A 21,333-nucleotide genomic window follows, 5' to 3' on the forward strand; every position below is an offset into this window, starting at 1 on the left:
TAATGTGCTTTTTCCAAGCTCTAAAACTTGTATTTAATAGCTCAAAACCATTATTAAATCCCATTTTTGTAAACCCCCTTTACAGTTTTTATTTATTCGTATTTTGTTACAAAATAATTGTACTTTTCAATCTAACAAACTAAGTGAACATCACCCTAAAAATACGGTACTTGGTCGCTAATTTATTGAAGCTAACTGGTATATTTGTCAAAGTATGCTCACAAAATTATATTAGGACTAACAATGAAAAAAATAGGTCTTACGCTAAGTGCTTTTGTATTGCCTTTGGCAATATCTAGTGCGGTTATGGCGTCTTCGGTTGAGCAAACAAAAGGTACTTTTGTTGATAAATTTCGTCAATTAGACGAAGCGCTTCCTACACCTAACGTTTATCGTAGTGCCGCTGGCGAACCAGGTGAAAAATACTGGCAGCAACGTGTAAACTACGATATTGATGTAAAGCTAGATGAAAAAAAGCACCGTATTACCGGTAGCCAAAGCATTGAATATAAAAATAACTCTCCGCATACACTTAAATATTTATGGTTACAGTTAGATCAAAATATTTTTAAAAGTGATTCTATTGCCGAAACAACTAAAACGTTTAAAAGCACTTTAGAAAGTCTACCAGCTCAAAAGCCTGCTAAATTAAGTTTAGGTGACTTACGCCGTCAGCAATTTATGAGCGACAACGAACTGGGTTATACAATCAGTGGCGTAAAGGATGACGATGGTAAAGAGCTACGCGTAACTGTAGTTGATACTTTAATGCGTATTGATTTAAACGAGCCATTAAAACCAGGTAAAGAAGTAGAATTTAGCATGAACTTTGCCTTCAACATTGTTGAAGAAGATGCTGTAGGTGCACGTTCTGGTTACGAGCACTTTGAAGAAGATGGCAACGACATATTCTTAATTGCTCAGTGGTTCCCTCGCTTAGCGGCTTATACCGATTACGAAGCATGGACAAACAAGCCATTTTTAGGCTCTGGTGAGTTTACGCTTGAGTTTGGTGATTACGATGTTGAGATTACTGTTCCGGCAGATCACATTGTATCGGCAACAGGTAAGCTTGATAACGCGAGCAAAGTACTTACAAGTACTCAGCGCAAACGTTTAAAGCAAGCTGAAACATCTAAGCGTCCTGTGTTTATTGTTAACGCAGAAGAAGCGCTAGAAAACGAAAAAGAAGGCACCGACAAAACTAAAACGTGGCACTTTAAAGCACAGAATGTTCGTGACTTTGCTTGGGCGTCGTCTCGTAAGTTTATGTGGGATGCAAAAGGTTATCAGCAAGGTGGTGACGTTCAGCCTTTAGTTATGGCAATGTCGTTCTTCCCTAAAGAAGGTGGTGACTTATGGAAAAAGTACTCAACTGAAGCGGTAGTACACACAATGGAAGTGTACTCTAAGTATTCGTTTGATTACCCGTACCCAACTGCACAGTCGGTTAATGGCCCCGTTGGTGGTATGGAATACCCAATGATCACCTTTAACGGTCCGCGTACTAAGTTACAAGATGACGGTACTCGTACTTATTCTCAGGCTGAAAAGCGCTTTTTACTTGGCGTAGTTATTCATGAAGTTGGTCATATTTACTTTCCGATGATTGTGAACTCAGATGAGCGCCAATGGACGTGGATGGATGAAGGCCTAAACAGCTTTTTAGATGGTGTTGCTGGTCGTGAATGGGATCCTACTATTCCTTGGGGTGTTGAGCCTCGCGATATAGTGAGCTACATGAAGTCAGAAGTCCAAGTACCAATTATGACTCAGTCAGACAGTGTATTACGTTTAGGCCCTAATGCTTATACTAAACCTGCCGCAGCCCTTAATATTTTACGTGAAGTAATTTTAGGCCGTGACTTATTCGACTTTGCATTTAAAGAGTATGCTCAGCGCTGGAAATACAAGCGCCCTACCCCAGCTGATTTTTTCCGCACAATGGAAGAAGCCTCTGGTGTTGATTTAGATTGGTTTTGGCGTGGCTGGTTTTACACCACAGACCATGTTGATATCTCTTTAGATAAAGTATATCAACTACGTTTAGACACTAAAAACCCTGATATTGATTACAGCCGTTTACGTGATATTGAAGCAGATAAGCCTACGTCATTATTTGTTGAGCGTAACCGCGCCGAAGGTAAAAAAACATGGGTTGAGCAAAACCCTGATGTTACCGATTTTTATGACGAAAACGACCGTTTTACTGTAACCAATAAAGAACGTAACTCGTACAATAAGTTTTTAAAAGGCTTAGAGCCGTGGGAGCGTAAAACGCTTGAACGTGCTTTAGAAGAAGATAAAAACTACTACGTTATGGAATTTTCAAACCTTGGTGGTTTGGTAATGCCTATATTACTTGAGCTAACATATGAAGATGGCACAACCGAAGAGCGTTATATTCCTGCTGAAATTTGGCGTCGTAATTATAAAAATGTTCAAAAGCTAATTGTTACCGATAAAAACAAACCGCTTGTATCAGTTACTGTAGATCCTAATTGGGAAACTGCGGATGTAGATATTGAAAATAATAACTACCCTCGTCGTATTATTCCTTCACGTATTGAAGTGTTTAAAAAGGAAAAGAGTAAAGCTAAAGTAAGTCGCGATATCATGCAAGATATTAAAACTGAGCTTAAAACTGATGAGAAGAAAGACGAAAAAGATAACGGTGAGGAGCCGCAATAATGCGCTTTTTGCTTATTATTGTTTGCCTTTTAGTTGCTGCGCCGAGTATGGCGCATCAACTAAAATCGTCAGTTACAACCGTGCTTTTTAATAAACGAACGCATAATGTTGAGTTAATGCATCGCTTTTATTTACATGATACCGAACATGCCGTAGGAACATTATTTGAAGGCAAAATCGATATTATTAGTAATAAAGCCGATCAGCAACGTTTTGCTAAATATGTTGAATCGCATGTTGCTCTACAAACATTAAGTGGTGAGCCTTTACCACTTAGCTTTGTAGGGGCGCAAGTAGATGGTAAGTTTTTTTGGGTTTACCAAGAAGCACCAATTCCTGAAAACATTGAAGGAATTAAAATGAGCAATGGCGCGCTTCGTGATTTATGGCCATCTCAGGTAAATATGGTAAACGTTGAGGGCAAAGGTAAGATTAAAACTTTAAACTTTGCACAAGATGATACTTGGCTCGAAGCCCGCTTTGAGCAAAATTAACAGTTAAAACTTCCCCAACCAACGCGCACTGCAGTTAATGTGCGCGTTTTCTTTATACGTTTAAACTGCGTTCATTTTTGATCTGGTATATGTAAATTTACGTAAAAAATGGTAGTTCAATTTGTATATTTACCATTTTTTGCGCATGCTACAACTACCAATTATATTTACTGTATTATCAATAGATTGATAGCAGTGCAAATAAATAATTTAAATATAGTTAGTTTCATTTATCCCTTTAGCTATAACTGGCTTGGGCATAAGCAGTAGAGAATTTTATGTTTAAATTTTATTTAGTAATAACTAAATTCAGGGAATGATATGACTACTCAGGTTGAGGCTATTTTTGGAGTAATTTTTGATTTAGATGGAACATTAGTTTCATCCGAACTAGATTTTACATTAATTAAAGCCCAAATAGGTTGCCCTTGCGAGCAAGACTTGCTTGATTACATTGCTCAGTTGCCCTCACCGTATATGCGTGAAGAGGCAATGAATATAGTTCACCAACACGAATTAATAGATGCACAACATGCCAGTATTTTACCCGGCGTGAGTGAAGCTATTAATGCTTTAAAGTCTAAAAATATACCGATGGCAATTGTTACTCGCAATTTTGATAAAGCGGCTGCAATTAAATTACAAAATAACCCACTTCCTATTAGCACAGTTTTAACAAGAAGCGATGCACCTGCAAAACCAGATCCCAGCGCTTTAAATGCTATTGCTACACTTTGGAACATTAATGCCAGAAACTTACTTTATGTAGGCGATTACCTTTACGATATTCAAGCTGCGCATAATGCAAATATGCGTGCATGTTTATACGCTCCAGAGTTAACGCCAGCTTACGCCGATCAGGCCGATTATGTTTTACATGACTTTGCTGACTTAGTGACATTAGTTGAGAGTTATTCTGAAAAAATAGAGTTATGTTAAATAGCATGTCATTTAATATATTCTGAAATGAGTATGTAGTTATAAAAGTTTTTATTAATCAAGTTTTGCCCATTGCGGAGCTAGCCCAATACGTTTTGAATTGGTAAAATACCGCAAAACGTAACGTATTCATTAGGGGCACAAAATGGGCAGAGCATTTGTAGTTCGTCAAAGTTCTATGATCAAAACAGCCAATGCAAAAACAAAAGTAAACTCAAAGTACGGCAAAGAGATTTACGTTGCAGCAAAAAGTGGTGATCCCGATCCCGAAGTAAACCAAACACTTCGTCGTCTAATCGAAAAAGCTAAAAAAGACCAAGTACCCGCACACGTTATCGAAAAAGCAATTGAAAAAGCAGCCGGTGGCGCAGGAGAAGATTACTCTGTTGCCCGTTATGAAGGCTATGGCCCTGGTAACTGCATGGTTATTGTTGACTGTTTAACTGATAATCCAAACCGTACTATCAAAGATGTACGTTTACCATTTACTAAAACAGACTCAAAAATTGGTACTCCTGGCTGTGTAGCGCATATGTTTGATCATTATGCGGTACTTGGCTTTGCAGGCGATGACGATGAAGTCGTATTAGAAGCATTAATGATGGCTGATGTTGATGTAAGCGATGTTGAAGCGGAGGACGGTAAAATATCGGTATTTGCACCGCCAACAGAATACTTTAAAGCTAAAACTGCCCTTGAAGACGCATTTGAAGGCATTAACTTTGAAGTAGACGAAATTACGTTTATTCCTCAAGTTAATATTGAAATTGAAGACGAAGAAGTTATTGCTAACTTTGATAAGTTTATAAATATGCTTGAAGATTGTGACGATGTACAAAATATTTATCACAATGCCATTGTAAAAAATTAAACGTAAACGGTTAAAAGCTTTAAAAAGCGTGTTTTGTGTATGCAAAACACGCTTTTTTACGTTTGAATAAATGTTAGATATTCATGTGTATTATCTATATACCTTTAAAATGCCTTAAAAATGCTGTTATTCTAATTTTAGGCGATAAAAAACCAGCTTAAAAGCTGGTTTAGTAATTAATTTTAACTTTGATTAAGCAGTTAAAGCGTATTCGACTTTTGTGCTTTATATTTTATACGGTAGCTATGTAGTAGTGGTTCAGTGTAACCACTAGGTTGCGTTACGCCCTCTAAAACCAGTGCAGTAGCGGCTTGAAACGCAATGCTGTTATTAAGGGTTTCTTCGCTTGTTGCCATAGGTGTATACGCAGTGTCATGCTCGTTTTGGCCATCAACCACTTTGGCCATTTTAGCCATGGTTGATTTTATTTGCGCCTCAGTGCAAACGCCATTTAGCAACCAATTAGCCATATGCTGACTTGAAATACGCAGTGTGGCTCTGTCTTCCATTAGGCCAATATGGTTAATGTCAGGTACTTTTGAGCAACCTACGCCTTGATCAATCCAACGTACAACGTAACCTAAAATGCCTTGTGCGTTATTTTCTAGCTCACTTTGAATATCTTCTTTTGAAAGCGTTTTAGGGTCTGCCATTAGCGGCGGTGTAAGCAGGTCATTAAGGCTCGCAATAGTGCGTTTAGCTATACTTTGCTGCTCAGTAAATACGTTTATATCGTGATAATGCATTGCATGCAGGGTAGCGGCTGTAGGGGAGGGCACCCATGCTGTATTAGCGCCTGATTCAGGGTGAGCTTGTTTTTGCTCCATCATTAATGCCATTTTATCTGGCATTGGCCACATGCCTTTACCTATTTGTGCTTTATGACTTAAGCCACAAGCAAGGCCAATATCGACGTTGCGATCCTCATAAGCTTGTATCCATGGTTGCTGCTTAATTTGTGCTTTTGGAAGCACAACGCCCGCTTGCATAGAGGTATGAATTTCATCGCCGGTACGGTCTAAAAATCCAGTATTTATAAATACAACACGCTCTTTAGCTGCATAAATACACGCTTTAAGATTTACAGAAGTGCGGCGTTCTTCATCCATAATCCCCATTTTAAGCGTGTTTTTAGGTAAGCTTAGCGCTTCCTCTACTAAGCTAAATAAAGTGTTAGTAAATGCTACCTCTTCAGGGCCATGCATTTTTGGTTTAACTATATTAATACTTTGCGCGCTTGAGTTTTTGATACCTGTTTTTTTATTTAGGTCGTGCAGGGCAGCAGTAGCAGTAAACATCGCATCCATAATGCCTTCAAACACCGGTTGATTAAACATATCAGTAATAGCAGGGTTCGTCATTAAATGGCCAACGTTTCTTACAAACATCATGCTACGGCCTTTTAAAGTAACGGTGCCGCCATCAAGTGCGGTGTATGTTTTATCACTTTGCAGGGTACGCTCAACAGTTTTATCGCCTTTTTTAAACGATTCAACTAAGTTACCTTGCATCAACCCAAGCCAATTTTTATAAACTTGTACTTTATCTTCTGCATCTACCGCAGCTACTGAATCTTCACAATCCATAATGGTGGTAAGCGCGGCCTCTAGCACTACATCTTTTAAACCAGCCTTATCAGCTTGGCCAATAATGTGGTGGTGATCGATATGTAGCTCTATGTGTAAATCATTGTTTTTTAATAACACTACAGTTGGGTTTTGTGCTTCTCCTTGATAGCCAATAAGCTGAGATGGGTTAGCTAATGTGGTTTGAGAGCTGTCACGCAAGGTTATTAAAAGTGCGCCATCTACTACTGAGTAATTCGTGCTTTCTATATGCGAGCCATTGGTCAGCGGCAATGCTTTATCTAAAAACTGGCGAGCGTAGGCCATTACCTTAAAACCACGAACAGGGTTGTAGGTATTACCTTTTTCAGCCCCATCATCTTCACTTAACACATCAGTACCGTATAAGGCGTCGTATAACGAGCCCCAGCGAGCGTTAGCGGCATTAAGTGCAAAGCGTGCATTACTTACAGGCACAACCAACTGAGGGCCTGCTGTAAGGGCCACTTCGGGCTCTACATTTTGGGTTTCAATTTCAAAGTTGGCAGGCTCTTTTACTAAGTAACCAATATCTTGCAAAAAGGCTTGGTATTTAGCGCTATCCCAGGTTTTATTAGCAAGATGGTAGTCGTCTATTTGCTGTTGAAGCAATTCTCGCTTTTCAAGCAGTGCCTTATTAATAGGGGTAAGTGTTTGAACGATATGTGCAAAACTTTGCCAAAATTGATGCTCACTTAAGTGAGTGCCTGGTAGCAATTGATTTTTAACAAAATCAGCGAGTTGTGTGTCTACGCTGAGTCCTGAATGTGTGAGAGTGTGGGACATAGTTGCCTTCCTTTAAACGGTCGCGATGTTGTTGTGTGCTTATGCGTAAGGCAACAATAACTCAAAAAGGCAATGTTGAGTGCTTTTTAGCCATTCACAAAATGTATAGCCACAATAACAACTATAAATTTACTAAATCTAGAAAAGGAGCCTAATGTTGAATTAAGCGCTACGGAACACACTCCTAGCCACTCTCACAACATTAAAATAATTTACACACTCGTTCGAAGGATTTTATTATGACAACATATCAACGCGAAACCGACACACTCTCTACTCTTTGCCAAACACAAGGCAGCGCATGGAAAGCTATTAACCCTGAATACGCAAGCCGCATGCGTTTACAAAACCGTTTTCGTACAGGGATTGAAATTGCGCAATACACAGCAGACGTAATGCGTGAAGATATGGCTGCATATGACGCCGACACGAGCCAATACACGCAATCTTTAGGGTGTTGGCATGGCTTTACTGCCCAACAAATGATGATGGCTATTAAGCGCCATCAAAAAACAACTAAACGCAGCTATGTATACTTAAGTGGCTGGATGGTTGCAGCGCTTCGCTCTGCATTTGGTCCGCTGCCAGATCAGAGCATGCATGAAAAAACATCTGTACCTGCGCTAATTGAAGAAATTTACACGTTTTTAAAGCAAGCAGATGCACGTGAACTCGATCACTTGTTTAACGACCTAGATGAAGCAAAAGCGAACGGCGGCGATGTTCAAGCTGTTATTGATAAAATAGACAACTTTGAAACCCATGTTGTGCCAATTATTGCTGATATTGATGCCGGTTTTGGTAACGAAGAAGCAACTTACTTACTGGCTAAAAAAATGATTGAAGCCGGTGCATGTGCCATTCAAATAGAAAACCAAGTATCTGACGCCAAACAATGTGGTCACCAAGCGGGTAAAGTGACCGTTCCACACGAAGACTTTTTAGCAAAAATTAACGCAGTACGTTACGCCTTTTTAGAGCTAGGTATTGATAACGGCATTATTGTGGCACGTACAGATTCATTAGGCGCCAGCCTTACTCAAAAAGTACCTGTGTCGCAAACACCTGGTGACTTAGCAAGCCAATACAATGCATTTTTAGAAACTACGCCAATTAACGGTGTTGATGATTTAAATGAAGGCGATACGGCAATGAAAATTAATGGCCAGTTATGTAAACCAACTCGCCTAGATAACGGTTTATACCAGTTCCGCGAAGGCACTGAAAAAGACCGCGTAGTATTAGATTGTATTACTAGCTTGCAGTCGGGCGCTGATTTACTGTGGATTGAAACAGAAAAACCACATGTTAAACAAATTGCAGAACTGGTGAATCGTGTAAAAGAACACGTGCCAAATGCAAAACTGGTATACAACAACTCGCCTTCGTTTAACTGGACGCTTAAGTTTCGTGAGCAAGTGTATCAAGAGTGGGAAGAAGCAGGCCGTGACCTTAGTGCTTACCCAAGCCTTGGCGATAATAAAGGCCTTATGGCACCAGAAATGGATGCAACAGAGCTTGCACAAGCAGCCGATTTACTAGTGCAAAACTTCCAGCGCGATGGCGCACGTGAAGCAGGTATTTTCCATCACTTAATTACTCTGCCTACGTACCATACAGCTGCGCTAAGCACTGATATTTTATCAGAAGGTTACTTTGGCGATATGGGTATGCTGGCTTACGTGCGTGATGTACAACGCCAAGAAATTCGCCGTGAGCAAGCTTCTGTTAAACACCAAGACCTAGCAGGGTCTAACATGGGCGATACACACAAAGAATACTTCTCTGGTGATAACGCGCTAAAAGCCGGTGGTGAAGACAACACCATGAACCAGTTTTAATTCCTAACTAGATAGTGTTACTCAAGGGCCAATAGGCCCTTTTTTATTGTTTTAATTTTTATTTAGATCAGATTTTAACTAACCTGAGCTCTGGTTAAGAGATTTACTAACGTATTGAATCATGGTGATATTTGAATTTTTTCTCTAGCCAGAGATTTTCAGTCAAAACAAGGCGAATTTACGCGTCAATAGCTAGCCTATTGCAAGTAAATTCAACGCAGTTAGGACTGAAAATAGCTGCTCGAGATAGATTTATTATCCAGAGTTCAGGTTAACCAAATCATGTTGGATCACTATTTAACTACCTGAGTGAATTTACAGATCAGAGTTTAACTAACCTTTCATAAAAGGGCATATTTGGGGTGATTTTGCTGTAAAAAGCGTTTACAACAACTTTAAAAGGCAGGTAAGTGACTGATTTTTGCTTTAATAGACAAACTTAGCGAATTTATAAACCGATTTTTTACTAACTTCTCCGTGCGATAAAACAAAATTTTACTAACTGAGAGGCTATAAACAGTGACTCAAACCGATTTTTTACCAACTCAAGTTACAAAAAATGCTATAAACCGAAATTTTACTAACTGAAGTTTTAGCTAAGTCCGATATCTAACTGTCACAGAAGTGTAAAGGGGGTTTACAGTTTGAATACTACGGCGATAAATACAAAAGCCACTTATTTAAAGTGGCTTTTATTTGAGCTATAAATGTTATACTAATTTTAGGTTATTTAGTGTGTTTATCAAACCACCATTGAATATAAGCAACTTTGGTCATTAAGTTTGATGGGCGAGCTGTAATACCATGCGATGCATCAGGAATTCGCACCATTGCAGTATCAACGCCTTGTAGTTTTAATGCTTGATAAAACTGTTCAGTTTCTGAAATTGGTGTACGGTAGTCAGATTCCCCAGTGAGCAACATAGTAGGAGTTTTGACGTTTCCAACATAGCTAATAGGCGAGCGTTTCATGTAATGCTCAATGTGATCCCATGGTTTACCCGGAAACCAGTAATCAGCAAAGAACGGGTAAAAATCGGCAGTTAGTACAAAGCTGATCCAATTAATAACAGGCTTAGCAACTACAGCCGCAGCAAAGCGATCGGTATGACCTACAATCCAAGCTGTTAGCACGCCACCGCCAGAACCACCGGTTACAAACAATTTAGACTCGTCAATAAAGCCTTTCCCTATTAGCGCATCAACGCCCGTCATTAAGTCGTCAAAATCGTTACTTGGGTAATTATGATGAATAGTTTGTGCAAACTCTTTACCGTATGAATCACTACCACGTGGGTTCATGTATAAAACGACATTGCCTTTGGCTGCAAAAAGTTGAATTTCAGCGCTAAAATGCGGGCCATAATTAGCGACAGGGCCGCCGTGAATTTCTAGTATTAGCGGGTATTTTTTGCTGCTATCAAATTCTGGCGGGTAGGCAATCCACCCCTGAATAGGAAGCTCATCGTGGCTTGATTTAACCCAAATTTCTTCCACTTTAGCCAAAGCTTTGTTGCCCAATGCATCTGCATTAAGGGTAGTTAAACGCTGCGCTTTACCGCGTTTAATTGTTGCTATATCAGCAGGGCGCTGGGTATCGGCAAGGGTAAAGGCTACCTCGCCATCTTCGCTTACATCAAAGTCGCCACCAGAATAAGGGCGACCAAAGGCAACACTGCCAATTTGGGTTGTTATTATTTTACGCTTGCCACTGCGTGGTTGATAGGCGAGGGCGGTTTGGCCTTTATCAGCGTAACTAAAGTACACACCTTTTGAATTGGCACTCCATTTTATTTGACCTACGCTACGATCAAAGTTTGGCGTTAAGCTAGTTGTGTTACCTGTTTTTAAATCACGAATATAAAGCTGAGCGTTTTCGTAGTTAGTGCGTTTATCATCGTAACCAGTGTACGCTAAGTAACGACCATCGGGCGATACTTTAGGCTGCTCATCAGGACCATTTCGATGAGTAATTTCAGTTATATTTTGTGTGGCTAACTCGAGTTTATAAATTTCACTATTTGTGGGTTTTAGCTGGTTGTTTGTGTGCCTGTTCGCAGAAAAATAAAGTGATTTACCGTCTTTACTAAAACTTACATCGCCCGCGTTATCAAATTCATCATCAGTGAGTTGTTTAGCATTACCACCGTTAGCATCTATGGTAAATAGCTGACTAAAACCTTTTTGTGTGTACCCGCCACCATCTGAACGGTAATACACATCATCAATAAATTTGGCGGGCTCTGCCCAGGTTGCGCCTTTTGGTTTACCTGGTAAGCTCACTGGCGCTGAATTAGCGCTTGGAACAAACATGCTAAATATTAATTGGTTAGAATCAGGGCTCCATGTAATCGAACGTGGACTACTCGTTAAGTTACTAATTTTTGCCATAGCACCTGTTTTAAGCCATTTAATATATATTTGGCTGCTGCCATCGCGGGTTGATATAAACGCAAGGCGTTGACCATCAGGAGAGAGTACTGGCGAATAATCCATATGTACGCCAGATGTTAGCGGCTGCATTTGTTTGGTTTTGTAATCAACAGACCAAATATTACCCACTTTGCGATCTGTTTTTATATCCATGCGGTTACGCACAAAATAAACAGTTTTACCGTCTTCGGTTATATCTATTTGATTAGCATATTCTAAATTAAACACGTCTTGCAGTTGTAGTGTATTTGTTTCAGCGTAGGCTAAATTGCTACAGCCTAAAATGAGGCTAAGTGTTATAAGCTTTTTCATTTTTATCCCTGTTGTTACTTTTTTTAATTTGCTAAGTAGTTATATGTTAGGGATTATTAAATTAACAGTGGGATGCGATGAAGCTCTTATTTAAATCTATGAGTTAAAGCTGTAAAGGGGGTTTACAGCTTCTATTTGTGGTTGTGTAAAAGTATTTAGTTAGCTGAGTTACACAGGGCTTTTATGTCTTTTATAAGCGCTATGCCATCAGCGTTGTCGCCATGTACGCATAAGCTATCGGCGTTGAGCGTTAGTTTTTTTCCAGTTCGTGTTGTCACGCTGCCATCGGATAAAAGCTGAGTTACTTGTTTTAGTAATGCAGCTTTGTTGTGAACGCTACCCTCAAGTGTTCGTGACACTAAATGCCCGTCGTCGGTGTACTGCCTATCGGCGAATGCCTCGAGTATTAGATCAACTCCTGAGCTTTTAGCTATTTGAATGTGCTTATTGGCATTTTTAGTCGCTAAAATCATTAGCTTTAAATCTATTGGGTAGCTGGCAATTGCATTTATAACGGTTTGTAATATTTTATCATTTGCCATCATGTCGTTATACAGTGCGCCATGGGGTTTTACATAGCTAAGTGTTAAACCTTGTACTTTTGCCATACCCTCGATAGCGGCTATTTGATAATGCAGGCAATTTGTAAGCTCTTTTTCGCTAAGAACCATTGAGCGCCTACCAAAGCCCTGCTTATCTGGGTAGCTTGGGTGAGCACCAATTTGTACGTTATGTTGCTTGGCAAGAGTGAGCGTGCTTGCCATTACATCGGCGTCACCTGCATGAAACCCACACGCAATGTTAGCCATATCAATATGTGGCATAACGTCATCGTCTAGCCCCATTTTCCACGCGCCAAAGCTTTCGCCTAAATCACAATTGAGTTTCATATTAGTGCGCCTTTTGCGGTTTTATTGTGACAGGTAATACGCCGTTAGCCGGTGCTTCTCCTAGTAACACTTTTGCAAGTGCGGTAAAAGCAGGGCCAGATACAATATCGTTTTTATCTACATCAATATTATATGCATACGATGCAAGTACAGCATTTGCATAATCGCCAAATTTAGCAATGTCGTAAGGTGCTCTTAGGCTTATAAATACAGTGCTTTTGTTTTCTTCTTTTGCCACTTTTAATAATGACTCAAGTGCTTTTGGCTGCTCCGCATTATTAAGTGCAAAATTTGAATCATCTTTTAAATCATCCATACCGCCAATTTCGACCGCACTTTGATTAGGCGTTGCATTACCGGCGAGAACTACATCAGCAGCCTGTATTTGTGCTTTTGCATGTGCCGGATTAAACCCTTGTAAACTACTACAGCTATAGTTAAGTTTTTGCTGGCTGGTAGCTTCAATCGCTTGCTGCATTGCCATACATTTACGCGTGTCGGGCATAATAATATGAACATTACTTCCTGCTTTTAAATTAAGCGGCAAAGTACTGTTATTATTTTTAACCTGCGTTATTGCCTCTACAGCAAGCTGCGCTTCTATTTCACGATGTGCTGCACTGCCAATTATTTGCTTTGCATTTATGAGCGCGGTAATAGGGTCAAAATTAGTGCTTAACCTAAATTTATTTTTAAGCGTAATTATACGCTGTGCCGATTGTGCTATTTCTTGCTCATCAAGTTGATTTGATTTAACCGCTGCAACAAGATCTTTAATAAGGCCATCGAGCTTATTTAAATCATCTGGTGTTCTAATTTCAATAGGCATTAGGGCAATGTCAGCTCCAGCGGCAAATGTATTTATTACCGCTTGAGTTGGTGTGAAGAAGTTACTAATACCAGCCATATCGAGCGCATCAGTTACTACAACTCCTTGGTAATTAAGCTCGCCACGTAAAATGTCAGTAATGATTGCGCGCGACATTGTTGCCGGTTTTATCATAGTTTTGCCATTAACACTTATAAACGTTGTGCTATCAAGCGCTGGGTATTGAATATGTGCCGTCATTATCATTCCTGGGTTTTGCTTGGCGATAATGTGTTTAAACGGTGCTAGGTCTTGCTCGTAAATAACTTCTTTTGCATGGTTTACTTTAGGCAAACCCGTATGGCTATCTACGTTTGTATCGCCGTGACCCGGAAAGTGCTTTAACGAGGTAATCACTCCATTGCTTTCAAATCCTGCAACCTGTGCGGCGCCCAATTTACTCACTAATGCTGGGTTTTCACCAAACGAGCGTACGTTAATAACTGGGTTGTCAGGATTCATGTTTACATCAACCGTGGGCGCGTAGTTTACATTTATACCCAGCGAGTTTAGTTCTTTAGCTATAACTGTTGCTGTTTTTGTCGCAAAGCTTGTACCGTGTTTTTTGTAGGTTGCGCCAATCGACATATTACCGGTAAATGAGGTGGCAACATCGCGTGGTAAACGCGCTACACGTCCGCCTTCTTGATCTATTGATATAAATAGCGGCAGCTTACTACTGGATTTACTTGCAGCTGTTTGCAATTGGCTATTAAGCGTAATTGTTTGCTCTATCGATTGAGTGTTTTCAGAAAATAAGATAACCCCACCAATATCGTATTTTGCAATAGCGGTAGCGAGCTCATTAGGTAACTCGGTCATTGGAGTTCGGCATTTATTACTTACTCCTTGCTGGCAGAAGTAACGAAAGTCGAGTATTAGCTTTTGCCCAAGTTGTTGTTCAAGAGAAAGCACGGGTTTAGCAAGCGAGGATTGTAATGGCATTAAGCACCCAGATAAAAAAACGATAGACGATACAATACACTTATTTAGCAAAACACACTCCAAAGCTAAAAAGTAGATAAGTATAAGCAGCTTAACTACTTTTTGAGGTAACTGCAAAAGAAGGATTTTTTGCAGAGGAACCAATAACGTATTGTAAAAGTTAAAGAAAATTTATAATTTTGCTATTAGCGAAAAGTTATATTTAGTTATATTTTTTGTGGCTTTGTTAATATTAGATAATAAATTTTCAAGAGGGTATAATTGCGGGCTTTATATACAATTATAGGTTCGGGTACTGAATACCTGTACTTAGGATGGCATACGTTTGCGAAAAAAATTATTAACGGCCTTAAATCTTCGATTTCTTATTTTGCTTTTAGCGATTACGGCTTCTATTAGTACTTTAGTAAGTAGCTTTTATTCTACCTACCAAGTACAAAAAGAGCAGTTAACAGCTTACACGCTAAAAAGTAACTATGCTTATGCCAATAAACTGGCATCAGCAACAGATAATTTTTTAGAATCCGCAATGCAACAACTGGCCTATTCAGCTAAAAAAATAGAGCAAAGAGTTGATGGTGAAGATTTATTAAACCAAGAAGCGACCCGCTTACACTTACAAACGAATAGCTTTAACTCGGTTGTAATTAATAAGCATAGTGTTGTTGTCGCAACCTCTCCTAAATTTCCGCAACTTATTGGTGAATCAATCCACTCACCTGGCGCTGTACAAGCGCTACAAGAAAAAAGACCATTAATCAGCGCGCCTTATATGTCGGCTGCTGGGAACTTTATTATTTTTATTTCTCATCCTTTGTTTGATCAAACTGGAGATTACCTTGGTTATATTGGTGGCTCTCTTTATCTAAAGGAGCGTAATATTTTAAATAGCTTATTAGAGCAGCATTATTATGAGGGTGGAACATATATTTATGTGGTCGATGCCAGTAGGCGAATTCTCTATCACCCAGATCAGGCTCTAATAGGGACAGTCGTCACAAATAATTCAATCACTAATAATATGATTACAGGCCAAAGCGGTACTTCTATTGTTAAAAATAGCCAAGAGATAGAAATGCTAGCAGGCTTTTCCTCCGTACCTAAAGCAAAATGGGTAATTGTCGCTCAGCGCCCTGTAAGAGCAACGCTTTCGTCACTTGATTTACTCATAACTGAAGTAATAAAACGTACATTACCGATGGCTGTTATTACGTTTCTTTTAATCGGTTTTTTTGCTCACTTTATTTCCAGGCCTTTAAAACAACTAGCAGACAAAGCAAATACACTTGACGATCCAACAAGTATTGAAGAGCTAAAAAGTGTTAAATCTTGGTACTTTGAAAGCCAAAGACTAAAAATTGCAATGCTCAATGGAGTTAATACTTTGCAAATGCAGATAGGTCAGCTTCGTCATGATGCGCAAACAGATCCCCTAACTGATACTCATAACCGTAGGAGTTTAAACGGTTTATTAAACCAATTGATGTTTAAGCAAACTCCATTTGCTATTTTAGAGATAGACATCGATTTCTTTAAGCGAGTGAACGATACCTTTGGCCATGATAAAGGAGATGAAGCTCTTAAATCGCTTACTGATATTATCAAAAAATTATCTCGAAAAGACGATATCGTAGCACGTATAGGTGGTGAAGAATTTGTACTTGTCTTGCCTAATGAAAACAGCCAAAGTGCGCTCAAAATAGCAGAGCGACTACGTAAAACTGTTGAGTCTACAAATATGGAAACTATCGGCTTTATAACAATTTCAATTGGGATTGCAACTTGGCCTGAGCACAGTAACGACATAGACCAAGTTTACAAATGTGCTGACAAAGCACTTTACCATGCAAAAGAACATGGCCGTAATCAGTGCATTGTTTCTGATTAAAAGTGTGTTTCGATAGGTGAATAGTTAATTGCAATTTCCACATTGGTCACTGATTTATAGCTGTTTAGAGCACTAGACAATCCTGCAATATCAACATCCTTTTCAACAAGTAATGTGTAATTGTGAGCTGTTGACTTGATTAATTCATAATTATTTTTTAACTCATCAGGCACAGAATCGGTATTTAATGTAATGGTAAGAGTACCTGTTACTACACCTTTTTGTTTTAAGTTCTGATTATAAATAACGTCGCCTTTAAATAACTGCTCAGAGTTAAAGATAAGTTTATCACCCGATGAATTTATGCTTTTAGATGCATTTTTAATAACACCTTGACTACTTTCTTTTTTAGGGAAAATAGTGTCACTTTTCTGGTTATTAGATGGTTCTTTTATAATGATTTCTGCTGTTTTAGGTAGCGCCTGAGAGTTGTTAACCTCTGTTTTTTCACTGTTATTACATGCAGATAGTAATAAAGCTGCGATTATTGACACTGCACTTGTAAAAATTATTTTTTGCATTCGTTTACCTTTGTTTACTTTTCTTTAAATTTAAAGCTATTCAGCTTTATTCAAGTCTGTATATTAACAACTTAACCAGGCGTTTACATAAAATAATCAATTTAAAAACATTAAGTGTTTAAACATAATAAATACAAACAGGTGGATACATGTCTCAATTTAAATTAACAACTATTGCCATGGTTGTAGCATCTACATTAGCAACAGGTGAGCTAACGGCCGCTGAACAAGCTCGATTTTATGATGTAAGTGCAACAAATGCAGTTACTCAGGGTACTTCTTTAGCTGCTGTTCAGCAGAAAACCTTAGCCGAACGCGCCACTGTCTCGGGTCAAAAATCAATTTACGATGCACAAATGGGTAAAGCAACGTTTTTATGGCAAGCAATAGGTCAGCGTAAGCCTGACATGGCTTTAATCGCTGCTGATAACCGTAATCAATATGCTGCTGACTTTTATATTGAGGCTTTAACAGGTATTAGTAATCGTAAAGCAACAGCATCTTCTGCTGTTATGGTTGATTTATCAGAACAAAAACGTGGTTCTATTAGTGCTAAATATAAACAACAAGTAAACGGTGTTGAAGTTTTTAACCGCGAATACAACTTGTTAATGGATAAAGAGTACAACTTAGTAGCAAGCTCGGGTTATTTTGCTGATACATCGTCATCTAAAAATAAACTTGCTGCATTAACGGGTTTTGTAAACTCTGAGCAAAGTATAAAAAAAGCATTTAGTGAATTAGCTAATATTGATGTCTCACTTCGTAAAATTGGTAATGAGGGTGGCTATGCAAAATATGAGGCTAAATCATTAGATGACTCTAAGATTGTTTTAGGTACACCACGTGCAAAAGAAGTGTTTTTTGAAGTGGCAGGCGAGCTTAAATCTGCTTATTACATTGAAGTAGAAGTAGCAGAAGTTGGCTCTTTAGAAAGTGACTACTTTAGTTACGTAGTAGATTCGAATAATAGCAAAGTATATTTTGCGAAAGATTTGAAATCTCATGCAGCTGACTTTAATTACCGTGTTTACGCTAACCAAGATGGCTACCCAATGGAAAGCCCGCACGGTGACGTAATTCCTGCAGATGGCCCAGGACAAGTAGACGAGACTGAGATTTTAGACGCGCCAATGGTATCTCTATCTTACTACAGCAAACTAAGCACAATGGACCCATGGTTAGCAGATGATGCAACGACAACATCAGGTAATAACGTATTTGCTTACGCCGATGTGATTGCACCTCAAGACTTTAGTGAAGGTGACTTTACCGCTGAAACAACTGCAGACTTCACATTTGACTACCCTTATCAAGTAGATGAAGTTGCAAATAGCTACGCAAACCGTAAAGCAGCTATTGTTAACTTGTTTTATATGAATAACTTTTTACATGATTTTTTCTATGATCATGGTTTTGATGAAACATCAAATGTAGCGCAGGTATCTAACTTTGGTCGTGGCGGCGTAGAAGGTGACCCGATTGAAGCACAGGCTCAAGATAACTCAGGTCGTAATAATGCAAATATGTCTACACCAGCTGATGGTGCTAGCCCACGTATGCAAATGTACTTGTACAACAGTAAAGATGCCACTGTTGGTGTAGATTTTGGTATTACAGTAACTTCACATGACTCTTTAGGCCTTTTAGCTTCAACAAAAGAATCTGGTTTTGGTAAATATCAGTTCAGTGACGTGGCTGCAGAAGTTGTTCGTTTAGATGATGGAAATACAGTAGATTCAACAAGTGTGAACGATGGTTGTGAGCCTGCTATAAATGCTGCTGAACTAGCAGGGAAAATTGCAATTGTAGATCGTGGCTCATGTGCTTTTACGATTAAAGTAAAAAATGCACAAGATGCAGGTGCAATAGCAACTATCGTTGTTAATAATGACCCAGATACGGCAGAACCGGCACCAATGGGCGGTGAAGACGATACTGTAACCATTCCAAATATGGGTTTAAATTACGCTGATGGTCATGCAATGTATGACCTAATTGATGCTGGTGAAGTTGTTACTGTAGACATGTTTACCAAAGCAACATTAAAAGATGGTACGTTTGATAATGGTATTATTGCTCATGAATGGGGTCACTACATTAGTAACCGCTTAGTAGGTAATTCATCAGGCCTTATTAACTTCCAAGGCCGCGCAATGGGCGAAGGCTGGGGCGATTTCCACTCATTAATGTTTATCGCTAAAGAAAGCGATATAAATATTACAGGTAACGATAAGTTCCAAAAAGCATATGGTAGCGGCACATTTGTAGAAGACTTCTACTTCGGTATTCGTCGTCTTCCTTATTCAACTGATACAGATGTAAATGCATTGTCGTTCCGCCATATTACTGAAAATGCTGGTGCTGATATTGGTATATCACCAACAAGCGTGGCTTCTCCTCATGCTGCCGGCGAAATTTGGGCAACTGTATTATGGGAAAACTACGTAGCGCTTATCAACGAGCATGGCTTTAATGAAGCACAAACTCGAATGGCAGATTACTTAGTTGCAGGTTACAAATTAACACCTATAGCACCAACCTACACTGAAGCACGTGATGCTATTTTAGCTGCTGCCTATGCAGTAGACCCTGCTGATTACAAATTAATGGTAGGTGCATTTGCTAAACGTGGTATGGGTCTTGGCGCAGTATCGCCAGATCGTTTCAGTGAAGACCTTACTGGTGTAGTTGAATCGGATAAAACACAGCTTTCTAGCTATGCATTTGCAAGTGCTGACTTAAACAACATGTACAATGGTACAGAGCTTGGTTTTTGTACTAACGACAATATTTTAGATAAAGGCGAAACGAGTACGGTTAGCGTAACAATTACTAACCGTGGTAGTGAAGTACTTAGTGGTACAACAGCACAACTGACTGTTATAAGCGATCATGATGTAACATTTGAAAATGATGGTTTACTTACTTTTGGTGAAGTTCAACCGTACGAAGCAATAACTAGTAACGATATTAAAGTTACTTTGAACGAAGCGGGTACAGCTGAAACACTAGAAATTGAAGTCACATTCCCTGAAATTGAAACGGACGATGATATCGTTGAAGCACTTGATCAAACACTCACGTTTGAAGTAAATATGGGCTTTAAATCAGAAATGCCTGTTGGAGCTGTAGTTTCAGATGATATGGAAGTAGCAAGTTCATCACTATTAGATTTAAAAGAAAACGTAATGTTTGGCGGTGATTTAGCTGTTGGCACTCAGGTTATGGATAATAGTGGTAATATTGCCTTCTTTGAACAAGGTGGGTTTGAGCTAGGCACACAGGCAATGCGCCTTGTAAATAATGGCTTCCAATCAGATGTAGCAATAGAGAGTAAGCCATTCGAAGTTGGTTACTCAGGCGACTTTGAAATCTCGTTTTGGCATTTCTATAGTATTGAGCAAAACTGGGATGGTGGTGTTGTAGAAGTTAGTGTTAATGGCGGTGACTGGGTTGATGCTACTGAAATTGGCGGCACATTTGATGTTGGCTACGACGCTGTTCTAATCGAAAACGATTCGCAAGAACTTCAAGAACGTGAAACTTTTACTGGTAATAACGTACAAGATAGTGGCGCGTATGGTAATTATGAAACTATAAACTTTGGTGATGCCCTAAACGGCAACTTAGTAAAAGTACGCTTTAGAATTTCATCAGATGGCGCAGTAAGTGATTTAGGTTGGTGGATTGATAACCTAACTATGTCTAACGTTTTATCTCCTGTATTTTCTGAGCTTGTAGCGGGTGATTCGCTAGCATGTGATAACGCAGCCCCACTTGTTTTAGTCGAAAGTTCATCAGCGGAAATTACTGAATCTGCTACAGGAACAATTACAGCAACAGCGTCAGATCGCAATGGTCAAACACTAACTTATGCTTGGACTCAGGTTAGCGGTAGTGCTGCTACGCTCACAGGTACTGACACTGCAACTTTGAGCTTCACACCTGCAGCTATTACTGCAGATGAAGAGCTTGTTTTTGAAGTTGCCGTAAGTGATGGTGTAACAACTGTGACTCAACAAAGTACTGTAATGGTAAAAAATGAAGCGGTAGCAACTGTGCCTGTAACAGAATCAAAATCTAGCGGTGGTGGTAGTTTTGGCTTTATAGCTTTATTACTTACTCCATTAGTATGGTTTAATAGACGTCGCAAAAACGTTAGTAAATAAGTTTAAATAACATCCGTCAACTCTAAGCACATGACGGTTTTAATGAAAGGCCAGTAGCGTTTGCATCTGGCCTTTTTT

The 21,333-nt window shown here is 39.2% G+C and carries 12 protein-coding genes; 7 read left to right on the forward strand and 5 right to left on the reverse strand.

Translation table 11 applies throughout. From position 1 onward, the window contains the following. Positions 1-243 precede the first annotated feature (243 nt). From JG479_RS16560 to JG479_RS16575, 4 genes are all read left to right on the forward strand, one after another. Entirely contained in the window at positions 244-2,691 is a 2,448-nt protein-coding gene (locus JG479_RS16560) for a M1 family metallopeptidase (RefSeq protein ID WP_200220527.1), read from the forward strand. Further along, entirely contained in the window at positions 2,691-3,185 is a 495-nt protein-coding gene (locus tag JG479_RS16565; RefSeq protein WP_138490128.1) for a DUF6702 family protein, read from the forward strand. Before JG479_RS16560 ends, JG479_RS16565 begins: the two co-directional genes overlap by 1 nt. 321 nt (positions 3,186-3,506) lie before the next feature. Beyond that, entirely contained in the window at positions 3,507-4,124 is a 618-nt protein-coding gene (locus tag JG479_RS16570) for an HAD family hydrolase (protein ID WP_002959195.1), read from the forward strand. A gap of 145 nt (positions 4,125-4,269) precedes the next feature. Further along, the gene (locus JG479_RS16575; RefSeq protein ID WP_002959197.1) at positions 4,270-4,995 is read left to right on the forward strand and encodes a YebC/PmpR family DNA-binding transcriptional regulator; all 726 of its coding nucleotides are present in this window, start codon (positions 4,270-4,272) and stop codon (positions 4,993-4,995) included. Between the two features lie 200 nt (positions 4,996-5,195). Here JG479_RS16575 and JG479_RS16580 read toward each other — a convergent pair whose 3' ends face one another. Then, positions 5,196-7,385 (reverse strand): malate synthase G, encoded by a 2,190-nt coding sequence (locus tag JG479_RS16580; protein WP_200220528.1) that lies wholly within the window; start codon positions 7,383-7,385, stop codon positions 5,196-5,198. Between the two features lie 239 nt (positions 7,386-7,624). Here JG479_RS16580 and JG479_RS16585 point away from each other — a divergent pair, with 239 nt between their 5' ends. Continuing rightward, positions 7,625-9,226 carry an isocitrate lyase gene (locus JG479_RS16585; protein WP_002959200.1) on the forward strand — a complete coding sequence of 534 codons (1,602 nt, stop codon included), beginning with the start codon at positions 7,625-7,627 and terminating at the stop codon, positions 9,224-9,226. A gap of 726 nt (positions 9,227-9,952) precedes the next feature. Here JG479_RS16585 and JG479_RS16590 read toward each other — a convergent pair. The 3 genes from JG479_RS16590 to JG479_RS16600 form a co-directional block, all read right to left on the reverse strand. Further along, positions 9,953-11,971, reverse strand: coding sequence for a S9 family peptidase (locus JG479_RS16590; RefSeq protein ID WP_200220529.1), 2,019 nt, complete (start codon positions 11,969-11,971; stop codon positions 9,953-9,955). Between the two features lie 155 nt (positions 11,972-12,126). Next, positions 12,127-12,861, reverse strand: a complete 735-nt coding sequence (locus JG479_RS16595) for a 5-oxoprolinase subunit PxpA (RefSeq protein WP_149603746.1) — start codon at positions 12,859-12,861, stop codon at positions 12,127-12,129. Between the two features lies 1 nt (position 12,862). After that, on the reverse strand, positions 12,863-14,674 hold the full coding sequence (locus JG479_RS16600; protein ID WP_200220530.1) for a glycoside hydrolase family 3 protein: 1,812 nt from the start codon (positions 14,672-14,674) through the stop codon (positions 12,863-12,865). Between the two features lie 325 nt (positions 14,675-14,999). On the opposite strand from JG479_RS16600, the gene JG479_RS16605 reads away from it, so the two are divergent. Next, positions 15,000-16,562 carry a sensor domain-containing diguanylate cyclase gene (locus JG479_RS16605; RefSeq protein ID WP_442793215.1) on the forward strand — a complete coding sequence of 521 codons (1,563 nt, stop codon included), beginning with the start codon at positions 15,000-15,002 and terminating at the stop codon, positions 16,560-16,562. Here JG479_RS16605 and JG479_RS16610 read toward each other — a convergent pair. After that, positions 16,559-17,083 carry a hypothetical protein gene (locus JG479_RS16610; protein ID WP_200220531.1) on the reverse strand — a complete coding sequence of 175 codons (525 nt, stop codon included), beginning with the start codon at positions 17,081-17,083 and terminating at the stop codon, positions 16,559-16,561. The two genes, JG479_RS16605 and JG479_RS16610, sit on opposite strands and share 4 nt — an antisense overlap. A 149-nt stretch (positions 17,084-17,232) precedes the next feature. On the opposite strand from JG479_RS16610, the gene JG479_RS16615 reads away from it, so the two are divergent. Beyond that, complete coding sequence (locus tag JG479_RS16615) at positions 17,233-21,255, forward strand: rhombosortase-dependent M36 family metallopeptidase (RefSeq protein WP_200220532.1); 4,023 nt, start codon at positions 17,233-17,235, stop codon at positions 21,253-21,255. Positions 21,256-21,333 lie beyond the last annotated feature (78 nt).

Source organism: Pseudoalteromonas sp. LC2018020214 (genome assembly GCF_016598755.1).
Taxonomy (GTDB): domain Bacteria; phylum Pseudomonadota; class Gammaproteobacteria; order Enterobacterales; family Alteromonadaceae; genus Pseudoalteromonas; species Pseudoalteromonas distincta.

Excerpts from the sequence above, each read along its gene's own strand:
- JG479_RS16585 (WP_002959200.1), top strand. The coding sequence starts at position 7,625 with ATGACAACATATCAACGCGAAACCGACACACTCTCTACTCTTTGCCAA.
- JG479_RS16560 (WP_200220527.1), top strand. The coding sequence starts at position 244 with ATGAAAAAAATAGGTCTTACGCTAAGTGCTTTTGTATTGCCTTTGGCA.
- JG479_RS16575 (WP_002959197.1), top strand. The coding sequence starts at position 4,270 with ATGGGCAGAGCATTTGTAGTTCGTCAAAGTTCTATGATCAAAACAGCC.
- JG479_RS16590 (WP_200220529.1), bottom strand. The coding sequence starts at position 11,971 with ATGAAAAAGCTTATAACACTTAGCCTCATTTTAGGCTGTAGCAATTTA.
- JG479_RS16565 (WP_138490128.1), top strand. The coding sequence starts at position 2,691 with ATGCGCTTTTTGCTTATTATTGTTTGCCTTTTAGTTGCTGCGCCGAGT.
- JG479_RS16610 (WP_200220531.1), bottom strand. The coding sequence starts at position 17,083 with ATGCAAAAAATAATTTTTACAAGTGCAGTGTCAATAATCGCAGCTTTA.
- JG479_RS16595 (WP_149603746.1), bottom strand. The coding sequence starts at position 12,861 with ATGAAACTCAATTGTGATTTAGGCGAAAGCTTTGGCGCGTGGAAAATG.
- JG479_RS16570 (WP_002959195.1), top strand. The coding sequence starts at position 3,507 with ATGACTACTCAGGTTGAGGCTATTTTTGGAGTAATTTTTGATTTAGAT.
- JG479_RS16580 (WP_200220528.1), bottom strand. The coding sequence starts at position 7,385 with ATGTCCCACACTCTCACACATTCAGGACTCAGCGTAGACACACAACTC.
- JG479_RS16600 (WP_200220530.1), bottom strand. The coding sequence starts at position 14,674 with ATGCCATTACAATCCTCGCTTGCTAAACCCGTGCTTTCTCTTGAACAA.
- JG479_RS16615 (WP_200220532.1), top strand. The coding sequence starts at position 17,233 with ATGTCTCAATTTAAATTAACAACTATTGCCATGGTTGTAGCATCTACA.